The sequence below is a fragment of the Streptomyces sp. NPDC013455 genome (genome assembly GCF_040632975.1).
Taxonomy (GTDB): Bacteria; Actinomycetota; Actinomycetes; order Streptomycetales; family Streptomycetaceae; genus Streptomyces.
On the sequence record NZ_JBEYCX010000006.1, the window covers coordinates 77,509 to 96,901 of the forward strand.

General features: G+C 72.1%; 20 protein-coding genes and 2 pseudogenes. 6 read left to right on the forward strand and 16 right to left on the reverse strand.

Annotation, left to right across the window (positions count from 1 at the left end; translation table 11 throughout):
* Positions 1–42: 42 nt before the first annotated feature.
* Together ABZ576_RS12490 and ABZ576_RS12495 are read right to left on the reverse strand one after the other, a co-directional pair.
* The gene (locus tag ABZ576_RS12490) at positions 43–537 is read right to left on the reverse strand and encodes a DUF6328 family protein (RefSeq protein WP_360739287.1); all 495 of its coding nucleotides are present in this window, start codon (positions 535–537) and stop codon (positions 43–45) included.
* A gap of 53 nt (positions 538–590) precedes the next feature.
* Positions 591–1,574, reverse strand: coding sequence for an aldo/keto reductase (locus tag ABZ576_RS12495; protein ID WP_360739288.1), 984 nt, complete (start codon positions 1,572–1,574; stop codon positions 591–593).
* A gap of 308 nt (positions 1,575–1,882) precedes the next feature.
* Here ABZ576_RS12495 and ABZ576_RS12500 point away from each other — a divergent pair, with 308 nt between their 5' ends.
* Entirely contained in the window at positions 1,883–2,959 is a 1,077-nt protein-coding gene (locus ABZ576_RS12500) for a hypothetical protein (protein ID WP_360739290.1), read from the forward strand.
* A gap of 68 nt (positions 2,960–3,027) precedes the next feature.
* Here ABZ576_RS12500 and ABZ576_RS12505 read toward each other — a convergent pair.
* Together ABZ576_RS12505 and ABZ576_RS12510 are read right to left on the reverse strand one after the other, a co-directional pair.
* Positions 3,028–3,144 (reverse strand): annotated as a pseudogene (locus ABZ576_RS12505) (transposase); the annotation flags it as partial.
* A 198-nt stretch (positions 3,145–3,342) separates the two neighbouring features.
* Positions 3,343–3,777, reverse strand: a complete 435-nt coding sequence (locus tag ABZ576_RS12510) for an Rrf2 family transcriptional regulator (protein WP_121785998.1) — start codon at positions 3,775–3,777, stop codon at positions 3,343–3,345.
* A 124-nt stretch (positions 3,778–3,901) separates the two neighbouring features.
* Here ABZ576_RS12510 and ABZ576_RS12515 point away from each other — a divergent pair, with 124 nt between their 5' ends.
* Positions 3,902–4,657, forward strand: coding sequence for an SDR family oxidoreductase (locus tag ABZ576_RS12515; protein ID WP_360739292.1), 756 nt, complete (start codon positions 3,902–3,904; stop codon positions 4,655–4,657).
* A gap of 462 nt (positions 4,658–5,119) precedes the next feature.
* Here ABZ576_RS12515 and ABZ576_RS12520 read toward each other — a convergent pair whose 3' ends face one another.
* Positions 5,120–6,322, reverse strand: a complete 1,203-nt coding sequence (locus ABZ576_RS12520; protein ID WP_360739294.1) for an FAD-dependent monooxygenase — start codon at positions 6,320–6,322, stop codon at positions 5,120–5,122.
* Positions 6,323–6,655: 333 nt separating this feature from the next.
* On the opposite strand from ABZ576_RS12520, the gene ABZ576_RS12525 reads away from it, so the two are divergent.
* Both ABZ576_RS12525 and ABZ576_RS12530 read left to right on the forward strand, forming a co-directional pair.
* On the forward strand, positions 6,656–7,033 hold the full coding sequence (locus tag ABZ576_RS12525; RefSeq protein WP_360739296.1) for a tyrosinase cofactor: 378 nt from the start codon (positions 6,656–6,658) through the stop codon (positions 7,031–7,033).
* Positions 7,034–7,068: 35 nt separating this feature from the next.
* Positions 7,069–7,890: a tyrosinase family protein gene (locus tag ABZ576_RS12530; protein WP_360739297.1), complete on the forward strand. Its 822-nt coding sequence runs from the start codon at positions 7,069–7,071 to the stop codon at positions 7,888–7,890.
* Here the strand turns inward: ABZ576_RS12530 and ABZ576_RS12535 are convergent, their stop codons facing one another.
* From ABZ576_RS12535 to ABZ576_RS12550, 4 genes are all read right to left on the reverse strand, one after another.
* A complete protein-coding gene (locus tag ABZ576_RS12535) occupies positions 7,891–8,589 on the reverse strand; it encodes a ribonuclease H (protein WP_360739298.1) in 699 nt (232 codons plus the stop codon).
* A gap of 34 nt (positions 8,590–8,623) precedes the next feature.
* The gene (locus tag ABZ576_RS12540) at positions 8,624–9,418 is read right to left on the reverse strand and encodes a VOC family protein (RefSeq protein ID WP_360739300.1); all 795 of its coding nucleotides are present in this window, start codon (positions 9,416–9,418) and stop codon (positions 8,624–8,626) included.
* A gap of 178 nt (positions 9,419–9,596) precedes the next feature.
* Positions 9,597–10,079: a VOC family protein gene (locus ABZ576_RS12545; protein WP_360739302.1), complete on the reverse strand. Its 483-nt coding sequence runs from the start codon at positions 10,077–10,079 to the stop codon at positions 9,597–9,599.
* A gap of 156 nt (positions 10,080–10,235) precedes the next feature.
* Positions 10,236–10,628 carry a helix-turn-helix transcriptional regulator gene (locus tag ABZ576_RS12550; RefSeq protein ID WP_360739303.1) on the reverse strand — a complete coding sequence of 131 codons (393 nt, stop codon included), beginning with the start codon at positions 10,626–10,628 and terminating at the stop codon, positions 10,236–10,238.
* Between the two features lie 286 nt (positions 10,629–10,914).
* On the opposite strand from ABZ576_RS12550, the gene ABZ576_RS12555 reads away from it, so the two are divergent.
* Positions 10,915–11,805, forward strand: coding sequence for an RNA polymerase sigma factor SigF (locus ABZ576_RS12555; RefSeq protein WP_360739582.1), 891 nt, complete (start codon positions 10,915–10,917; stop codon positions 11,803–11,805).
* 211 nt (positions 11,806–12,016) lie between these two features.
* On the opposite strand, the gene ABZ576_RS12560 is transcribed toward ABZ576_RS12555, so the two are convergent.
* The 7 genes and pseudogenes from ABZ576_RS12560 to mgrA all read right to left on the reverse strand — a co-directional run bounded on the left by ABZ576_RS12560 (position 12,017) and on the right by mgrA (position 18,333).
* Entirely contained in the window at positions 12,017–12,469 is a 453-nt protein-coding gene (locus ABZ576_RS12560; protein ID WP_360739304.1) for an ATP-binding protein, read from the reverse strand.
* Between the two features lie 575 nt (positions 12,470–13,044).
* Positions 13,045–14,247 (reverse strand): annotated as a pseudogene (locus ABZ576_RS12565) (DUF6777 domain-containing protein); the annotation flags it as partial.
* Positions 14,248–14,451: 204 nt separating this feature from the next.
* On the reverse strand, positions 14,452–15,432 hold the full coding sequence (locus ABZ576_RS12570; protein WP_360739305.1) for a serine/threonine-protein kinase: 981 nt from the start codon (positions 15,430–15,432) through the stop codon (positions 14,452–14,454).
* Positions 15,432–15,974: a hypothetical protein gene (locus ABZ576_RS12575; RefSeq protein ID WP_360739307.1), complete on the reverse strand. Its 543-nt coding sequence runs from the start codon at positions 15,972–15,974 to the stop codon at positions 15,432–15,434. Before ABZ576_RS12575 ends, ABZ576_RS12570 begins: the two co-directional genes overlap by 1 nt.
* Positions 15,974–16,321, reverse strand: coding sequence for a hypothetical protein (locus ABZ576_RS12580; RefSeq protein WP_360739604.1), 348 nt, complete (start codon positions 16,319–16,321; stop codon positions 15,974–15,976). The genes ABZ576_RS12575 and ABZ576_RS12580 overlap by 1 nt, the downstream gene beginning before the upstream one ends.
* A 72-nt stretch (positions 16,322–16,393) precedes the next feature.
* Positions 16,394–16,804 carry a hypothetical protein gene (locus ABZ576_RS12585; RefSeq protein WP_360739308.1) on the reverse strand — a complete coding sequence of 137 codons (411 nt, stop codon included), beginning with the start codon at positions 16,802–16,804 and terminating at the stop codon, positions 16,394–16,396.
* Between the two features lie 536 nt (positions 16,805–17,340).
* Entirely contained in the window at positions 17,341–18,333 is a 993-nt protein-coding gene (mgrA, locus tag ABZ576_RS12590) for an L-glyceraldehyde 3-phosphate reductase (RefSeq protein ID WP_360739309.1), read from the reverse strand.
* Between the two features lie 111 nt (positions 18,334–18,444).
* Between mgrA and ABZ576_RS12595 the strand changes: the two genes are divergently transcribed.
* The gene (locus ABZ576_RS12595; protein ID WP_360739310.1) at positions 18,445–19,344 is read left to right on the forward strand and encodes a LysR substrate-binding domain-containing protein; all 900 of its coding nucleotides are present in this window, start codon (positions 18,445–18,447) and stop codon (positions 19,342–19,344) included.
* The last annotated feature ends 49 nt before the right edge of the window (positions 19,345–19,393 follow it).

The following is a 19,393-nucleotide window of genomic DNA, read 5'->3' on the forward strand; positions in this document are numbered from 1 at the left end:
AGGAGCATGATCGGCCGGAGAGGTGATCCGAATGAAACGGGCCTAGTCCTTGGAGCGGGAGGAGTACCTGTGGCGGGCCCACAGGGGCAGGCCGTACCAGCCCATCAGGTACCAGGCGACGACGGCCGCGACCAGGTACGGCACATATCCGTCGTGGGTGGCCACCCGCAGGATGAGCAGCAGGGACGACGTCATCGTCGCGAGCAGCAGGACCAGGCCGACCAGGGTCATCCGGGAGGCCAGCCGCACCGCCTGCGGCTTGACCCGGCGGCCGGAGACCAGGCGGTGCAGGGACACCGGGCCGATCAGGGCGCCGGTCGCGCAGGCGCCCAGCACGACCGTCACGATGTAGATGACCTGGTCGGTGGTGGCGAGCCGTCCGTACTTCGGCTGGAAGACGACGGTCAGCAGGAAGCCGAACAGGATCTGAACGCCCGTCTGGGCGACCCGTACTTCCTGGATGAGCTCGCCCCACATCCGGTCGGCCCGCTCCTCCTCGGTCTCGTTGCGCCCTCTGCGCCGTCCGTCCTCCGTCATGCGGTGCGTGTAACCGCATGACCATTCGTTCAAACGGTCATGCGGTTACACGCCTACCAGCGGTGCTCGACCTGCTCCTTGATGCGACGCTCGTACAGCTCCCGGATCGCGGTGGACGTCTCCCGCGGCAGCGGCGGCAGCTTGGCCGCGGCGGCGTTGGCGCGGGCCTGCTCGGGGCTGCGGGCGCCCGGGATGACCGTGGTCACCCCGTCCTGCTCGATGATCCAGCGCAGTGCCAGCTGGGCGGGGGTGTAGCCCTCGGGAGCGAGCGCGGCGAACTCGGCGGCGGCCTCCACGCCCGTGGCGTAGTCGACGCCGGAGAAGGTCTCGCCCTGGTCGAAGGCCTCACCGTGCCGGTTGTAGGTGCGGTGGTCGTCGGCCGCGAACACCGTGTCCTTCGTGTACTTGCCGGACAGCAGGCCGGAGGCGAGCGGCACGCGCGCGATGATGCCGACGCCGGCCTCGCGGGCGGCGGGCAGCACCTCGTACAGGGGCTTCATGCGGAACGGGTTGAGGATGATCTGCACGCTCGCCACGTTCGGCCGGGCGATCGCGGTGAGGGCCTGCGCGCAGGTCTCCACGCTCACCCCGTACGCGGCGATGCGCTCCTCCTCGACGAGGGTGTCCAGGGCGTCGAACACCGCGTCCGAGGAGTAGACCGGGGTCGGCGGGCAGTGCAGCTGCACCAGGTCGACGCGGTCGACGCCGAGGTTGCGGCGCGAGCGGTCGTTCCAGGCGCGGAAGTTGTCCAGCACGTAGTTCTCCGGGATCTGCTCGACCCGGCGGCCCATCTTGGTGGCCACGAGGACGTGCAGGTCGGGCCGGCCGCGCAGGAACGAGGCGATGGTCCCCTCGCTGCGCCCGTCGCCGTACACGTCGGCCGTGTCGAAGAAGGTGACCCCGGCCTCGGCCGCCGCCTCCAGGACGGCCAGGGCCTCCTTGTCGTCCACGTCGCCCCAGTCGGCACCCAGCTGCCACGTGCCGAGACCGACCACCGATGCCCACTGACCCGACCTGCCGATTACGCGTTCATCCATGGCGCCAGTCTGTCACCCGGCACGGCGTCCCACGGAACGGCCCGCTGCGAACAGCCGCGGCGGAACGCTCGTGGGGCGGCGAGGACCAGCGCCTGTCTGACAATGCGCGTCGTCGCCCGAAGGGCGGCCGCGCGGCGTCAGGTGCATGCTCTCGGCGCGCCGGCTCCGGATGAGCCGGGGCGCGATGGTCGACACACCGGCAGACCTGTCGTCACCGTGGCCGGACTGGTGGGGGTTGCGGACAGTCGGGCGCCGACGCGGGTTGAGGCGGCAGGGGACTGTCGGTGGCTGGTGACAGGATCACCGGCATGGGTTTCGTACGTACTACTCCGCCGCGGCCTGCGGATGTGACCGCGGTCTTTCCCGAGCTGGCTCCCCTGGCGCGACCCGCGATGCGGCTGCATCCGCGTCCGGGGTCGCCTTCGGTCAGGGACAGCTCGGTCGGTGGGCCGTTGCTGTGGCCCGCAGGGGAGCCGTGGCCGCACTGCGAGGACGCGCACCTGCACGTGGACACTGGATTCCGCCGGTCGCCGGCCGAAGTGCGACTCCAGAGACGCTTGCAGTCCCGGTGGCGGCCTGATGACCGGCCTCCCGCGTTCACCCCCGAGGAGGAAGCGCTCAAGGAGCGCAGTGCCGCGTGGCTCGCCGAACGGCTCGACGCCGGCCCGCCATGGCCCGCCGAATGCCCGGTCCCGATGCTGCCCGTGGCTCAGCTGTTCCTGCGTGACATACCCCTGTTGCGGCCGCCCGGGCAGGCCGATCTGCTGCAGGTTCTCTGGTGCCCGTACGAGCACGAACCGGATTACAAGCCGGCGACTGCACTGTTCTGGCGGTCGGCCGCGGAGGTGGGCGACATCCTCGCCACACCACCGGAACCGTACGAGGCGGACCATCCGGGTTACGTGCCGGAGCCCTGTCTGCTGGCGCCGGAAGCGATCACCGAGTATCCCAACAGCCTGGATCTGAGCCCGGAGCTGCAGCGGATGCTGGAGGACCGGAACAGGTGGCAGGCAGCGGGCGCCGACGTGGACAGCTCCTACGCGGCGTATCCGCGCGACTTCTATTCCGTTCATCTGGGCAACGCACCCGGCTGGAAGGTCGGCGGCTGGCCTCCTTGGGGCCGCACCGACCCGATCCCCCGGTATTGCGTTGTGTGCGAGGTGCGGATGGTCCCGCTCCTGACGATCGCTTCCTGGGAGTGGGACGGCGCCGAAGGTCACAGCTGGGCGCCGCTGGAAGACCAGGCCGCCGCCCTCGCCGGCTCCTACTACGCGGGCCAGGATCCCTCGCAGCCGACGAAGGTGGAAGTAGGCAGCGCGGACAACATGCAGATCTACGTCTGCCCGGCCTCTCCCGAACATCCGCACACCGACCTGATCCAATGAACTGTCGGGCCCGCCACGTCGTCCCGTAGCCGGTGACGACTGCTCAGGGGAGTTGCCAGGCTATGCCGGACGTACAGGATGCCCTGCAGACACAGCCGGTCCGCCACCGGCCGTGGGCCCGGCGACTTCTCCGGCCAGGGCGGCAGCAGCGGCTCGATCAGCGCCCACAAGTCGTCGTCCACGATCCATGGCCGGGTGCTCGCATCCTCCCGAACGGCTGAATCCTCACATCGGTCACGCCGGACCAGGGCAGTGCAACAAGATCAAGTCACGGGCTCGTGGGACACGGTCCGATACTGCAACGGTCTTCGGCGTGACTCCAGACTGTTCGCCGGCCTGGGCTCAGATGGGGATCTTGGCGATGTCAGGGCGTAACGGAGAGGCTAGCGAGGTGCCGCGAGTACGTCCCGGAGTACGTTCGCGAGCGTGACGCGGGCAAGCTCGTGTCTCACGGTTTCCTCGATGCCCTCGTAGATGCTCTGCATTGCCGGCTGAATGCCGTGACCCACCACGCATCCCTGGTCCGGGGTGGTGCGGTGCATTGCGAACAGCGGGCCCGGTTCCACTGCCTCGTACACGTCGAGCAGGGTCATCGACTCCAGTTCGCGTGCCAGCGACCAGCCCGCGCCCACGCCCCGCCGGGACTCCACGAGCCCGGCCCTGCGCAGCTCGCCGAGCAGCCGTCTGATCACCACGGGATTGGTGTTCGCGCTGGTCGCGATCTGCTCGGAGGTGGCGACCTCATGGCCCTGGCGCTGGTAGAGGCCGATCCAGGCCAGCGCGTGGGCGGCGATGGTCAGCCTGCTGTTGGCGCTCATGAACTCCTCCTCTTGGCCACAACGCTTCATGCTACCGGCAGTCGTAACAGTGGAGGTTGCAACAAGCTGTCGTAACAATTAATGTTGCGACTGCCGGAAGGGATCAATCAGCGAGGTGAGAAGCATGAGCAAGCCACTCACGGGCAAGGTCGCCCTGGTCACCGGGGGATCGCGCGGACTGGGAGCCGCGACCGTACGGCTGCTGGCCGAGCAGGGCGCCGACGTCGCCTTCACCTACGTCAGCTCCGAGAAGCAGGCGCAGGCCGTCGTCGACGAGGTGCACGGCAAGGGAGCCAAGGCCGTCGCCTTCAAGTCCGACCAGGCGGACACGAGCCGGGCGCCGGCGCTGATCGACGACGTGGTCGCGCAATTCGGCGGCCTGGACATCCTCGTCAACAACGCGGCGATCTCGGTGGAGCAGGGCCGCACGGTGGACGACCCGGACGCCGACACCGCCGCACTGGACCGGATGCACGCCACCAACTACCTCGGCGTGATCGCCGTCATCCGGGCCGCCTCCCGAGTGCTGCGCACGGGGGGCCGCATCATCACGGTGAGTTCCGGACTTGGCTCCCGGGTCGGCGTCCCGGGCGTTGCCGACTACTCGGCGACCAAGTCAGGCATCGAGAGGTACACCATGGGGGTCGCACGGGACCTCGGGCCCCGCGACATCACGGCCAACGTCGTGGAAGCCGGGCTGATGGACAGCGGCATGCAACCGCCGGACCCCGACACCCTCAAGGCCCTGCTCAGCTCGCTGTCCCTGCAACGCATGGGGCACCCCGACGAAATCGCCGCGGCGATCGCCTTCCTGGCGAGCCCCGCCGCGTCGTACGTCACGGGCGCGGTGCTGGACGCCCACGGCGGCTACAACGCCTGACCCCGAATTCCTGCCGCGCGCCCCGGAGGACATCGCGTCTTCGGGGCGCGCACCGCCAACGACCCGCGTGTGCGTGGACACGCGTCAAGAAGCCCGGAACGTGATCGTGTGACCAGCTCTTGGGTTGTCTTTCAACCCGCTGCGTGCCGTGGTGCGAGGCCAGAGCGTCAGTGCGGACACGGGAGAACTTCGGGTGTGGGAGCGCAGGCACGGGGTGGCGTTGCCGGAGCCGTATCGCACTTTCGTGACCGAGATCGCGAACGGTACCGACGACGGTCCGCCTGACGAAGGTGGTCTGCTGCCCCTGGGAGAGAAACCGGACAGCTGGACCGTCTGGGAAGCGGACTGCTGGATGAGCCCGGCGAAAGTCGCCGCCCCGCGCCCCGCTATGACGTCGGGAAGACGACCAGACGGCCCGAGAGCGTCATCGAGCGCGACAGCCTCAGAGGGTGAAGGACAAGCTCAGCGCCGGTGGTCGGTGGAGCGGGCGTGCAGGGCGCGGGCCGCGCGGGGGCCGAGCCAGCGCTTGAGCCTGCGCAGCGCCTCCAGCCGTCCGGCCGCCTTGTCCAGGCCGTAGTAGAGCTGCGGTGGGACGTACGGCAGCAGGGGCGAGTGGCGCTGGCCGAGGAGGGCGAACATCCGGTGCGGGGGCAGCTCGATGTAGCGGGGCAGGTTCTCGTACCACTGGGCGCTGTACCGGGCCGCGCTCTGCACGGAGAGCAGTTCGGCCCGGCGCCGGCGCTCGTAGGCGGCCAGGGCCTCGGGCAGGCCGGCGTGCTCGCGCAGGGCGCCGGCGAGGCACATGGCGTCCTCCAGGGCGAGCGTGGTGCCGGCGCCGATGGAGTAGTGCGTGGTGTGGGCCGCGTCGCCGAGCAGGACCAGGTTGCCGTCGTGCCAGGTGCGGTTGGTGAGGGTGCGGAAGTTCAGCCAAGCGGCGCCGGGGCGGGCGGTGAGGGGGTGGCCGTCGAGGATGCCGGCGAAGAGCTTCTCCAGCAGGGTGAGACCCTCGGCCTCGTCGGCGCGGTCGAGGCCGAGGCCGGTGAAGGTCTCCGGGGAGCACTCGATGACGCAGGTGCTGCCCTCGCCGCCGTACCCGTAGCCATAGGCCCAGATCCAGCCGTGCCCGGTCTCGGTGAAGGCGAAGGTGAAGGCGTCGAAGACCTTGGTGGTGCCGAGCCAGATGTAGCGGTTGCGGCCGGAGGTGATCCGGGTGCCGAAGTGGTCGGCCCGGTGGGTGCGCAGGGCGCTGTGCACGCCGTCGGCGGCGACGACGAGGTCCGCGCCGGCGGGCGGTCGCGTGACCTCGCTCTCGTACTCCAGACGGACGCCGAGGGCGCGCGCCCGGGCGGCGAGCAGGTCGAGCAGCCGGTGCCGGCCGATGCCGAAGCCCTCGTCGCCCCGGTGCCGGGTCGTCAGGTCGCGTACGTGGGCGACGCCGTCGCGCCAGCGCACCGAGTGGGCCTCGACGGCGCGTGCCGAATCGGGATCGTGTTCCCGGAGCCTGTCCAGGAGTCCGCGCCAGTACGTCACGCCCCACCCGTAGGTGGAGCCCTCGGGGTTGCGCTCATGGACGGTGATGTCATGGGACGGGTCCTGCCGCTTGAGCAGGATGGCGAGATACAGGCCCGCGGGCCCGCCTCCGACACAGACGACCTTCACGCACACACCCCTGACAGTCACCCGACGTGCTCGACCGGCACCGGAGGGTAGCAGGGGTGGCCGCCCGCCCGATCGCGTCAGTTTGGCGTGGTGAGCCGCGCCACTCGGACGGACGGCAGCCGGAAAAGATCAACAGGAACCCGCCCGACCCGGCAAGGAATTCCCCGTTCCGGGGCGGATCGGCCTACCGCCACAGCAAGATCATCTTCGTTCAACTCTGTATGACATGTGGTTAATTGTCCGGATCGTAGCCAACCCGTTCCGGGCGATTTCTTCCGCTCCGCCACGTCCCGATAGGCATGCGTCGTCACTCACGAACCACTCATACGGAGGACCCGCATGCCCGACATCACCCGGCGCCGTGCGCTCACGGCGGTGGCCGCCGTCGCCGCGACGGCCTCGGCCGCCACGCTCGTCGCACCCGCCGCGTCGGCCGCCGGCCACCACACGCCCACCGCGCCCAACGCCTTCGACGAGGTCTACAAGGGCCGCCGGATACAGGGCCGCGCGGCGAGCGGCGGCGGACACCACCACGAACACGGCGGCGGCTACGAGGTGTTCATCGACGGTGTGCAGCTGCACGTGATGCGCAACGCCGACGGCACCTGGATCAGCGTCGTCAGCCACTACGACCCGGTGGCCACCCCGCGCGCCGCCGCCCGTGCCGCGGTGGACGAGCTCCAGGGCGCCCCCCTGCTGCCGTTCCCCGCCAACTGACCGCCCTCGCAAGGACTTCCGGAGCACCGCGCACCATGACCGTACGCAAGAACCAGGCCACCCTGACCGCCGACGAGAAGAAGCGTTTCGTCGCCGCTCTCATCGAGCTCAAGCGCAGCGGGCGCTACGACGACTTCGTCCGCACGCACAACGAGTTCATCATGGCGGACACCGACGGCGGCGAGCGGACCGGCCACCGCTCCCCCTCCTTCCTGCCCTGGCACCGCAGATTCCTGCTCGACTTCGAGCAGGCCCTGCAGTCCGTGGACTCCTCGGTGACCCTGCCCTACTGGGACTGGAGCACCGACCGCACCGTGCGCGCCTCGCTGTGGGCGCCGGACTTCCTCGGCGGCACCGGCCGCAGCACCGACGGCCAGGTGATGGACGGGCCGTTCGCCGCGTCCACCGGCAACTGGCCGATCAACGTGCGCGTGGACGCCCGTACCTTCCTGCGCCGCTCGCTGGGCACCAGCGTGCGCGAGCTGCCGACGCGTGCCGAGGTGGAGTCGGTGCTCTCGATGGCGACGTACGACATGGCGCCGTACAACAGCTCCTCGGACGGCTTCCGCAACCACCTGGAGGGCTGGCGCGGGGTCAACCTGCACAACCGGGTGCACGTCTGGGTCGGCGGGCAGATGGCCACCGGCGTGTCCCCCAACGACCCGGTGTTCTGGCTGCACCACGCCTACGTCGACAAGCTGTGGGCGGAGTGGCAGCGGCGGCACCCGGGCGCCGGATACGTGCCGACGGGCGGCACGCCGAACGTCGTGGACCTGAACGACACGATGAAGCCGTGGAACGACGTGCGCCCGGCGGACCTGCTGGACCACACCGCGCACTACACGTTCGACGTCTGATCAGACCTCGGCGGTACGGCACTCCGGGTGGCCCCAGCCCTGCGCGTTCTTGGCGATCTGCTCGCCGGCCGCGTAGGAACGGCCGCACAGGCAGCGGCCGGGGAACTTCGCCTTGATGGTGCGGGAGGACGCGCCGCCGCCGGTGCGGCGGGGCGCCTTCCGGCGCGGCGCCCCGGCCGCCGCCGGGGTGCCGGACGAGGGCGGGGGTTCCGGGGAGCCGATCGCGCTGCCGGCCGGCTCCTGGACGGAGGCCGCCTGGCTGGCCGCGCGGTCGGCGAAGTCGTTCAGCGGGTCGCCGTCGGCCTGGTGGGCGGGCACGTAGCGGAACTCCACGGACCGGCCGTCGAGCAGTTCGTCGATGCGGACCACCAGGTCCTGGTTGGCGACGGGCTTGCCGGCGGCGGTCTTCCAGCCGTTGCGCTTCCAGCCGGGCAGCCATGTGGTGACGGCCTTCATGGCGTACTGGGAGTCCATCCGGATCTCCAGCGGCACGTCCGGGTCGACGGCCGCGAGCAGCCGCTCCAGCGCGGTCAGTTCGGCGACGTTGTTGGTGGCCCGGCCGAGCGGGCCGGCCTCCCAGCGGGCGGGGGTCCGCTCGTCGTCGTCCGAGACCACCCACGCCCATCCGGCCGGTCCGGGGTTCCCCTTCGAAGCCCCGTCGCACGCGGCCACCACACGTTCACGCATGTGCTCGATCATGCCATGGCCGTGCGGGGTGCCGTCCCGGGACCGGTCAGACGTCCTTGATCTGCGGCATCTCGCCCTCGGTGGTGGTGATGTCGATCACCGAGAAGTCCGCGCCCTGCGGGTCGCTGAGCGCCGCGAAGCGGCCGAAGGGGCTGCTCATCGGCCCGAAGCGGAGGACCCCGCCGAGCTTGACGGCCCGGGCCACGGCCGCGTCGCAGTCGTCCACGGTGAAGTAGACGTTGATGTACGAGGGCACCTCGGGCGGGAAGTCGTCGGTCATCCGCATCCGGCCGAGGACGGTGTCCTCGCCGACGTCGAACATCCGGAAGTCCACCGCGTCGTCCTCGATCTCCTTCATGCGGTACGGGAAGACCCCGGAGAGGAAGGCGTCCGCCTGCTCCGGCTCACGGGTGAAGACCTCCGCCCAGCAGTAGGCGCCGGGCGTGGCCGTCGCCTCGAAGCCCTCGTGCGTGCCCGCCTGCCACACCCCGAACACGGCCCCGCTGGGCTCCCGGGCCAGGCACATGGTGCCGAAGTCGCCGACCTGCATCGGCTCCATCAGCACCTCGCCGCCGTTCTCCCGGATCTTCTCCGCGGTGGCCGCGGCGTCGGGCGAGGCGAAGTACAGGCACCACTGCGACTGGCCTTCCTGACCGGGCATCGGCGGGACGACGGCCGCGACGGCCTTGCCGTCCACGTAGGCCTGCGTGTAGTTGCCGTACTCCGACGACGTCTCGCCGAAGGTCCAGCCGAGGACGTCGCCGTAGAACCTCTTCGCTCCCTCGACGTCGCTGAACATCGCGTCGGCCCAACAGGGCGTTCCTTCGGGTTGTACGGCCATGCCGACGGCCCTCCTGGTGTCGTGTGTCCCGTCTGTCACGCTAGCCATCCCCCGACCCGGCCGCGCGCCGAGCCGGACGGCACAGCGCTCGACACCTGCCGCCCCGGCACCCGGGCCGCTTTCCGTGAGGCCGTCGACGCCGGCTTTCCGTGAGGCCGCCGGCGCCGGGGGCCCGGGCCTACTCGCCGGCGTACGCCCGCTCCAGCGCCGCGGCGTCCAGCTTTCCCATCTCCAGCATGGCCCGGGTGGCGCGCGCGGCCTTCTCCGGGTCGGGGTCGGCGATCATGTCGTTCAGCGGTGCGTAGACGACCTGCCAGGACACGCCGTACCTGTCCTTGAGCCAGCCGCACCTGCCGCCCTCGCCGCCGTTCTCGGTGAGCTTCGTCCAGTAGTGGTCGATCTCCCGCTGGTCGGCGCAGTGGATCTGGAAGGAGACCGCCTCGTTGAAGGTGAAGTGCGGCCCGCCGTTGAGCGCGACGAACTTCTGGCCGCCGGCCGTGAACTCCACGGTCAGTACGGAACCCGTCGGGCCGGGCACGGGCTCGGGACGGCGGACGGTGCGGCCGAGGCTCGCGTTCTCGAAGACCGACACGTAGAAGTGCGCGGCCTCCTCGGCCTGGCCGTCGAACCAGAGGCACGTGGTGAAAACGTCGGCGGACATGGAGACCTCCCGGGGTGCGGAACGCTGACGTCTGTACCGACTGCAGCGCGCCCCGGAACTCATCGGCCGGGCCGCCGGATCATCCGAACGGGTGAGGAGGCGCCGGTCCGCCCGTGCCGGACGGCCGGCGCCCTCCGCACCGCGCGGGCGGCGGTGTCAGGCGGCCAGGCAGAGCCCCCGGTACGGCCGGTGCGGCGCGGCGGCCGGCCGGCGCCGCTCGGCCGTGCGCCGGGCCAGCTCGCCGTGGACCCGCGACAGCAGGTCGCCGAGGCCCAGGCCGAGCGCGTGCGCGGCGGCGGCGAGGACCTCGGAGGACGGCTCCTTGCGGCCCCGTTCGATCTCCGACAGGTAGGGCAGCGAGATCCGGGCCGCGCCGGCCACGTCCTTGAGTGTGCGGTCCTGCGCCTGCCGCTCGCGGCGCAGCACCTCGCCGACGAGATCACGCCACAGTGGTTCCCTGGGGGCGGGCTCGGGTCGGGGGCCGTCCGGGCGCGCGGGCGTCGGACGGAGGGGGATCACTCGGGCTTCGTCGCTCACCGGGTTGGTCATCCCGTCAGCCTAGGAGCGGTACGGTGCGGGGCAAGGGGCGGGCGTTGCGCCCTGAGGGAAATCCTGAGGGGGATCCATTGGCGGCCGGGCCCGTGAGCGGCGGTTTCCCGCCACTTGCGGCAGGTGGGTGCATGCGTTACGTCACCGGGGGTACCCGCCGGGTGAGCCACTCCGCAGCGACGCATAAGCCGCCGGATACCGGGTACCCGCTCGGCACGCCACCTGCACACCGGGCTCACAGAGCCGCCGCAGCAGCCGTCGAACCGTGACTTTCGTGGGAGAGGTAATGAACACCGCCGCCGGGATCCGGTCGCAAGCAGAGGTCGTCGAGCAGACCGAGCAGGACAGGACGGGCGAGGGATCACTGCCTGGCATCGCGGACCCGGCGTCCGTCGCCCCGCGTGACGCACGCGCGCTGTCCCGCCAGTTCTTCCGCCGGCTGACGGAGCTGGAGGAGGGGACGCACGAGTACCAGTACGCGCGCAACACCCTCATCGAGATGAACATGTCGCTGGTGCGCTTCGCGGCCGGACGCTTCCGGGGCCGCGGCGACGACATGGAGGACATCGTCCAGACCGGCATGATCGGCCTGATCAAGGCCATCGACCGGTTCGAACTGTCGCGCGAGGTCGAGTTCACCTCCTTCGCTCTGCCGTACATCGTCGGGGAGATCAAGCGGTTCTTCCGGGACACCACCTGGGCCGTCCACGTGCCGCGCCGGCTCCAGGAGCTGCGGGTCGAGCTGGCCAAGGCGCGCGAGGAGCTGTCGAGCCGGCTGGACCGGGACCCGACGGTCGCCGAACTGGCGACCCTCATGAACATCTCCGAGAACGAGGTGGTCGAGGCCCAGATCGCCTCCAACGGCTACAACTCCGCCTCCCTGGACGCCGCGCTCACGGGTGACGGCCCCGAGGACGGCGAGGCGGTGCTCGCCGACTTCATCGGCGTGGAGGAGGAGGGGCTGCGGCTGGTCGAGGACTTCCACGCGCTCGCCCCGCTGATGGCGGAGCTCAGCGACCGCGACCGGCAGATCATCCACCTGCGGTTCGTGGAGGAGGCCACCCAGGCGGAGATCGGCGAGCGGCTCGGCTGCTCCCAGATGCACGTCTCCCGGCTGATCAAGCGGATCATCACCCGGCTGCGCGAGGGAATGCTCGGCGAACTCGACCGCGTCTGACACGGCACCGCGAACCCCGGCACAGGTCGGCCCTGACACGCCGGCACCCATGAAGCGCCACGACGGCACACGCTCGTCCCTCCCGGCGCTTGCGCCTGACGCGTCCGCCGGGAGACGGCCGGTGGTCCGAGGCGGACACCCGGCAGTGGCAGAGGGGGTCACCCGCCGGCGGCAGGGAGCGTCGGCCGGCCCGTGGCCGGGGCCGGGCCCGTCAGCGCCTCAGGTGGAAGGTGGCCCGCACCCGCTTGCCCACCGGTACGCGCTCCACGGAGACCTGCGAGGCGAGGGCGTGCACGATCTCCAGGCCGTGCCGTCCCACGCGCGCGGGGTCCTTCGGGTAACGGCGGGGCAGGGCCGTACTGCTGTCGTACACGGACACCGCGATGGACGCATCCGTGCCCTCCAGCTCCAGGATGTACGGGCCACTGCTGTGCTGGTCGGCGTTGGTGACCAGTTCGCTCACCAGCAGGAGCAGCTCGCCGTCGGTGCGGCTGTCGGTCGCTGCGCACCACTCGGTGCGCAGCTGCTGGAGGAACTGGGCCGCGAAGGCACGCGCCTCGGCGATGCATCCCGGTTCGCCGGTGTAATGCGCCGCGCGCCGCAGCGGCTCCACGGGTACGTCGAAACCAGTCGGTATCACTGCCCCGCCCAGGTGCTCGGTCATGCTGTCTCTCTCGGAATACCCGGTCCGGCCGGTCGCTGTTGCACCAGTCCTCGTACCCCGAGCCGGGCACGGCAGTCCCCCCGATGCGTTCGCCGACCGCGCAGAGTGGTGATGGTCACGGCGCCGGGGTGACGCGGGGCGCTTCACCCCTGGTCGGAGTCCGGCCGCTCGGGCGGGGAGGCGGGCTCCTCCTGCTCCTCGCCGGGCCCCTGCTCGCTGGTGCGGGGGGTGGCCGGCTCGGACGCCGTCTCCGGCTCGGACGCGGTCTCCGGCTCGGACCCGGCCGAGGACGGGGGTGTGGCCCCGGACTTCTCGTCCGACGGCGAGCCCGCCGACGAGGCCGGGGACTCGCTGGACGGAGCCTCGCTCGACGGCGTCTCATCGGACGGCGATGTCGTCTCCGGCTCCGAGGAGGACGTGGACTCGGAGGGCGAGGAGGACTCTTCCGACGGCGACGACGACTCCTCGGACGGCGTGGAGGACTCCTCGGACGGCGTGGAGGACTCCTCGGAGGGCGTGGAGGACTCCTCGGAGGGCGAGGAGGACTTCTCCGACGGTGAGCTCGACTCGTCGGACGGCGAGCTGGACTTCTCGGACGGCGACGTGGACTCGGACGAGGGCGACGACGGGGAGGTCGACGGGGAGGTGGAGGTCGAGGTCGGTGTGGAGGGGCCGGTCCCCGGTGAGCTGGGCGGGCAGGGCAGGGCGGAGCCGGGGGCCCCGGTCGCACCGGGAGCGGAGACGCACGGCACCGGGTGGGTCCACGGACGCGGGTCCACGGGCGGCTTCCCGCGCTGGTCGTGGCGGCCGTACTCGTCGCCGCGGTGGCGGTTGACCCACACCTTGTGGTGGGAGTCGTAGATCACGAAGACCTTGACGATCACCGGTGCCGGCGTCACCACGACGACGCTCGAGGGCCGGTAGGAGGACCACTGCCGGCCGACCACCTTCGGGGTGGCGCGCTGGGCGACCGGCTGGGCCAGCGGGTTGCCGCAGGCGCAGCGCAGCTTGGGCACGCCGTGTCCGTCCACGAGGACGGCGGTGCCGGCCTGGAGGACGGACTGGTAGGCGCTGGCCGATCCGTTCCGGTAGCCGTGGTTGGTGACGCGGGTGTCCGCGCGCAGCTGCACCGAGGTGAGCGCGCGCAGGTAGGCGGGGACGGCGGAGGGCTGGACGCCGGCCTTCGCCGCGAACGCCTGGTTCTTGCGCGGGTCCGCCTGGAGGGCCTTGATCTGCCTCTCGACGTCACAGCTCGGCGTCTTGCGGACGCCGCTGTACAGGCCCGGGGCGCCGCCCTGCACGCCGCGGAGCGCGTTGGACGGGCCGCTGGGCTTCTCGGTGGGCGACGTCGCGGTGCCGGTCCCCCTGCTCGGGGCGGTGGTCGTGCCGGTTCCGGTTCCCCTGCTCGGGGCGGTGTCCGTTCCGGTACCGGTGGGGGGCGCGGACGACGTGGGACCGTCCTTCGCGGTCGACTCCGTGAAGGGGTTCTCGCCGGTGCTGTTGGCGGCCTCCAGGAAGACCTCCCCGCCCTCGGCGGTGGATCCGCCGCCGCCCGGGCGGGTGAGGACGACCGCGAGGACCACGGCGACGACCAGGGCGGCGGTGACCGCCGCCACACGGGGTGCGCGCTTCCACCACGGCCCGTGCGGCCCTCCGTGGCCGGGGCCGCCGGCCGGCGGCTGCTCGGGCGGCGGGCCGGAGGGCGGACGGGAGGATCCCGACAGCGGTCCGGAGGGCGGCCCGGTGGGGCGGCCGGAGGACGGAGGTTCGACGCTCACGAGCACTTCTTCCCGTCGCGATGCGCGGCTTGCTCAATTAGTCCGGTAGACCCTTATTCAGTGCGTTTGGCTGCACATTGATCCTATTGTGTGCCGCTGAGGCGGGTGCCCCGCAAGCCGACGCCACGGCTCGGCGGCTGCCGGGCCCCGGCGCCCTCCGGCCCGCCCGTTCAGCCGCGCCCCGGCGCCGTCCGGCCCGCCCGTTCAGTCCCGGAACACCGGATCGGCCCAGTGCGGGGGGTGGGGGGCGGGCTCGGCCCGCGCGACGGCGTCCGGTTCCGGGGCCGGTCCCGCACCGCTCACCGGTGCGGCGGCCGCCGCCGCGCGCAGGGCGGCCACGAAGTCCAGGCAGCTGTCATAGCGGTCGTCCGGGCCCTTGGCCAGGGCCTTGGCGAACACGGCGTCCATGGCCGGGGGCAGCCCGGGGCGCACCCCGCTCGGCGGCGGCGGCTCGTCGTACTGGTGGGCCCAGAGCAGGGCCATGTCGTCCTCGCGCTGGAACGGCGGACGGCCGGTGAGGGTCTCGTACACGACGCAGGAGAGGCCGTAGACGTCGCAGCGGCCGTCGACCGGACGGCCGGAGATCTGCTCGGGGGCGACGTAGTCGAGGGTGCCGACGAACTGGCCGACGCTGGTGAACCCGGTCAGGGACAGCGACTTCTTGGTGAGCCCGAAGTCGGTGAGGTACACGTGCTCGGGGTGGTCGCTGTCAGTGCCCTCGGCGACCAGGATGTTGCCCGGCTTGACGTCCCGGTGCACCAGGCCGTGCTCGTGGGCGGCGTCCAGGGCGGAGGCCACCTGGGCGGCGATCCGCAGGGCGTCCGGCGGCGGCAGGGTGCCGCGGACGTCGAGGAGGTGGCGCAGGTCGCTGCCGGAGACGTACCGCATGGCGATGTAGAGCACGCCGTCCGTCTCGCCGGCCTCGAAGACGGGCACGATGTGCGGGTGGTCGATGGAGGCGGCCACCTGGGACTCGTGCGTGAAGCGCCCGCGGAAGGTGTCGTTGCGGGCCAGTTCCGGGGCGAGCAGTTTGAGCGCGACGACGCGGTCCAGGCGCAGGTCGCGGGCCCGGTAGACGACGGCCATGCCCCCGCGCCCGACCTCGCTCTCGATCAGGTAGTTCGCCACCCGCCGGCCGATCAGTTCCGAGGGGCGGCCGGAGTACAGTCCGGTCTGACGCTGCATCAGTGCTCACCCCCGGGCACCACCGTCCGGGTCGGGGCGTGCCCGGTGTCGTCCGCGCCGGTGACCGCCCGGTCGGTGGCGTACGTGGTCAGCCGCCGTCCGTCGCCGTACACCCACCGCCCTTCCTGCGGGTCGTACAGCCACATGGACTCGCCGTCGACCACCAGTCCGATCCGCAGGCCCCGGGTGCGGGTCCCGAACGCCTCACCGTCCAGGTCGCCGGCGGCCAGGGCCTCCACGGCGGACCGGTAGTCGGCCAGCGCCTGTTCGGCACGGGCCAGCAGCGGCCGTGGGTCGGCCGTGCCGTCGGGGCCGTCCACGGCGGGCGGGTCCTCGGGCACGGCGACGAGGCGGCGGCCGTCGACCCAGGCGGCCCAGCCGTTGGCACAGCGGATGTGACCCCAGTCGCCGCGCCGCTCGACGAGTTCCACCGGCAGCAGCGCGTCCAGCGGCACGGTCGGCCGCGCCGGGTCCGGGGCCTCCCAGGCGGACATGCCGCTCGGCGGGACGACGTGCGTGGGCCGGAATCCGGGAGCGGTCATCACCCGCCTGCTTCCGGGTCACGGCCGCACCCCGCCGGCGCGGCGACCGGAGCGACGGGGACCACGCCGGGCACCGCCGGCCGGGCCTCCCGGCGCGGGGAGCCGGGCAGGGGGCTGGGCGGGGAGCCAGGCGGGGGGCCGAGCGGGGAGCCAGGCGGGAAGCCGGGCGGGGTGCCGGCGCGTCGCGGCGCCGCGTGGTGCGAGGGGTCCCGGGCACCGCCGGGAACGGTGCCGCTCAACGGGTTGCGCCCGACGTGCTGGTCGCAGCCCGGACCCAGCACCGTGGAGCCCGCCTCGGTCTCCAGGACGAGTACGGGCGCCGTCGGGGCGACCGGCCGCTCCGCCATGGTCAAGATTGTACCGATTCGTCCAGCCGGGCGCCGTCTCCGGTCCGGCTCTGCGGACGCCGTGGACACGTGTCAGGCGACGGGCACGACGAGCGCCGGGAGGGTGCGCTGCATCCGCAGGGCGTCGACCGACTCGGCGAGCAGCTCGTACTCGGTCGTGTCGTCGCTCGCGGCGATCCGGACCAGCCGGCCGCCCGCCAGTTCGTCGGCGACCAGTTCCTGCCGGACGTCGTCCGCGCACCAGGAACGCAGCAGGGTGGGCACGTCGGCCACCGTGTCCGCCACCGGCACCAGCGCGCCGGCCGGGAAGGCGGAGCCCTCCGGGGTCGGGTCGAGCCGCTCCGCGATCCAGGACGCCCGGTCCCGCAGCCACCACAGGGCCAGGGCGAGGGTCGGGGCGCGGTAGGTACCGAGCGGTACCCCGATGCGCCGGCCGTCGCAGATGCCGTACGCCGTGACATGGCACAGGAATTCGTCGTGCACGCCTCACTCACCCGTCGCCTCGCTGTACTGGCCGGCGGCCCCTCGCTCTCCGTGCGGCTGCTGTGCGGTGAAGTGTCCCTGCCGTTCGAGTATCGCCACTACCGAAACACTGTCACCATGCCTTTCCGGCCAGTCTGTTGGCATATTCACCGCCCGTTTCCGGCCGGAATGAGAGGGGCTGTACGGCCGCCCGGCCCTGCCCTCGGACGTGACCGGAGTCTTCCCCGCACCGTGGGCGGGGTGGGCACACCGGATCGACGGAGCCCCGTATACCGGCCCTGACCAGCGCGGACGACCTCGATGGGGGCTGATGCGCCATGGCCGTGCGCACCGACCGTGACGAGAACGGCGCCGCCCGTCACTTCGCGGCCTGGAACGCCACCGGGCAGGGAGCCGACGCGCTCATCTTCGACGCGGACGGCCCCGTCCGCTCCGCGCCCGGCTTCCCCGACCGGGTTCCGGCCGGCCGCCGAGGCGCGGCGCGCCCTGCCGCAGGGTCCGTGCGGCAGGGCGCGCCGGGGAGGCGGACGCAGTCCTCACTGCTTGACGATGGCGTCGATCCGTGCCAGCTCGTCGGCGTCGAAGTCGAGGTTGCGCAGGGCGCCGACGCTGTCCTCCAGCTGCCGCGGGCTGCTCGCGCCCACCAGCGCGGAAGTGACCCGGCCGCCGCGCAGCACCCAGGCCAGCGCCAGCTGGGCCAGGGTCTGCCCGCGGGAGGAGGCCACCTCGTTCAGCGCGCGCAGCCGGGCGACCAGGTCCTCGGTGACCGCGTCCGCGTTCAGGAACGGGCTGTCGCCGGCCGCCCGGGAGCCCTCGGGGATACCGTCGAGGTAGCGGCCGGTCAGCAGGCCCTGCTCCAGCGGGGAGTACACGATGGAGCCGGTCTGGAGTTCGTCCAGCGCGTCGAGCAGGCCCTCGTCCTCGGGCCGCCGGTCCAGCATGGAGTAGCGCGGCTGGTGGATGAGGAGCGGGGTGCCCAGGCCGGCGAGGATGCGCGCGGCCTCACGGGTCTGCTCCGCCGAGTAGTTGGAGACGCCGACGTACAGCGCCTTGCCCTGCTGCACCGCCGAGTGCAGCGCGCCCATCGTCTCCTCCAGCGGAGTGTCCGGGTCGGGGCGGTGCGAGTAGAAGATGTCGACGTAGTCCAGGCCCATGCGCCTCAGGCTCTGGTCGAGCGAGGAGAGCAGGTACTTGCGCGAGCCCCACTCGCCGTACGGGCCGGGCCACATCAGGTAGCCGGCCTTGGTGGAGACGACCAGCTCGTCGCGGTGGGCGGCGAAGTCCGCCGCGAGCGCGGCGCCGAAGGCGGCCTCGGCGGCGCCGGGCGGCGGGCCGTAGTTGTTGGCCAGGTCGAAGTGGGTGATGCCGAGGTCGAAGGCGCGGCGGAGGATGGCCCGCTGCGTCTCGACGGGCCGGTCGGGCCCGAAGTTGTGCCAGAGGCCGAGCGACAGGGCGGGGAGCTTCAGGCCGCTGCGGCCGGTGCGCCGGTAGGGCATCTCGGCGTAGCGGTCGGGGTGTGCGGTGTACAACGCGACTCCAGAGGGGTGGGCACACGGTCTGCCGTTTCCACTCTTCCCCCGGCGGCGGGCAGTGGTCCAACAGGAGAATGCGATGGAATTCAGCGGCTAGGCTTCTCAATCATGGAACTGCGCCATCTCCAGCACTTCGTCGCGGTCGCCGAGGACCAGCACTTCACCCGTGCCGCCGAACGCCTGATGGTGTCCCAGTCCGGCCTGTCGGCGTCCATCCGGGCGCTGGAGCGGGAGCTGCGGGCGCCGCTGTTCGTGCGGACCACCCGCCGGGTGACCCTGACCGAGGCGGGGCGGGCGCTGCTGGCGGAGGCCGAGCGGATCCTCGCGCAGGTCCGGGCGGCGCACGAGGCGGTGGCCGCGGTGCAGGGCGTGCTGCGCGGCACGCTCTCGCTCGGCACCGAGCAGTGCATCGCCGGGGTGCAGGTGGCCCGGCTGCTGGCGGCCTTCCGGGGCCGGCATCCCGATGTGGAGATCCGGCTGCGGCAGGCCGGCTCGGGCGCACTGGCGGAGGAGGTCGCGGCCGGGCGCCTCGACCTGGCTTTCGCCTACCGCACCCAGGCCGACACCGACCAGCTGCGCTCGGTGTCGCTGACCAGCGAGCCGATGACCGTGCTGTGCCACCCCAGCCACCGTCTGGCCGCGGCCGCGGCCGTGCTCACCTGGGACGACCTCGCCGGAGAGGTCTTCGTCGACTTCCACCCGGACTGGGGGCCGCGCCGCACCACCGACGCCGCGTTCGCCGCGGCCGGTGTCCGGCGCACGGTCGCGCTGGAGGTCAACGACGTGCACAGCCTGCTGGACCTGGTGGACGAGAACCTCGGGATCGCCGTCGTACCCCGGCACTTCCGGCACAAGCGTCCGTCGCTCGCGGCCCGGGAACTGAAGGGCTGGGGCGAGAGGGAGTACGAGACGGTCGCGCTGCTGCCGCCGGAGCGCGCCACGAGCCCGGCCGCCCGCGCCCTCGTCACCCTGCTGGAGACCGGGGGCCTGGCGCGGCACCAGGAGTGATCCGGGACCTCCCGCCCCCGGCCGGTGCCGCCCCGGACCGCGCCGCCGG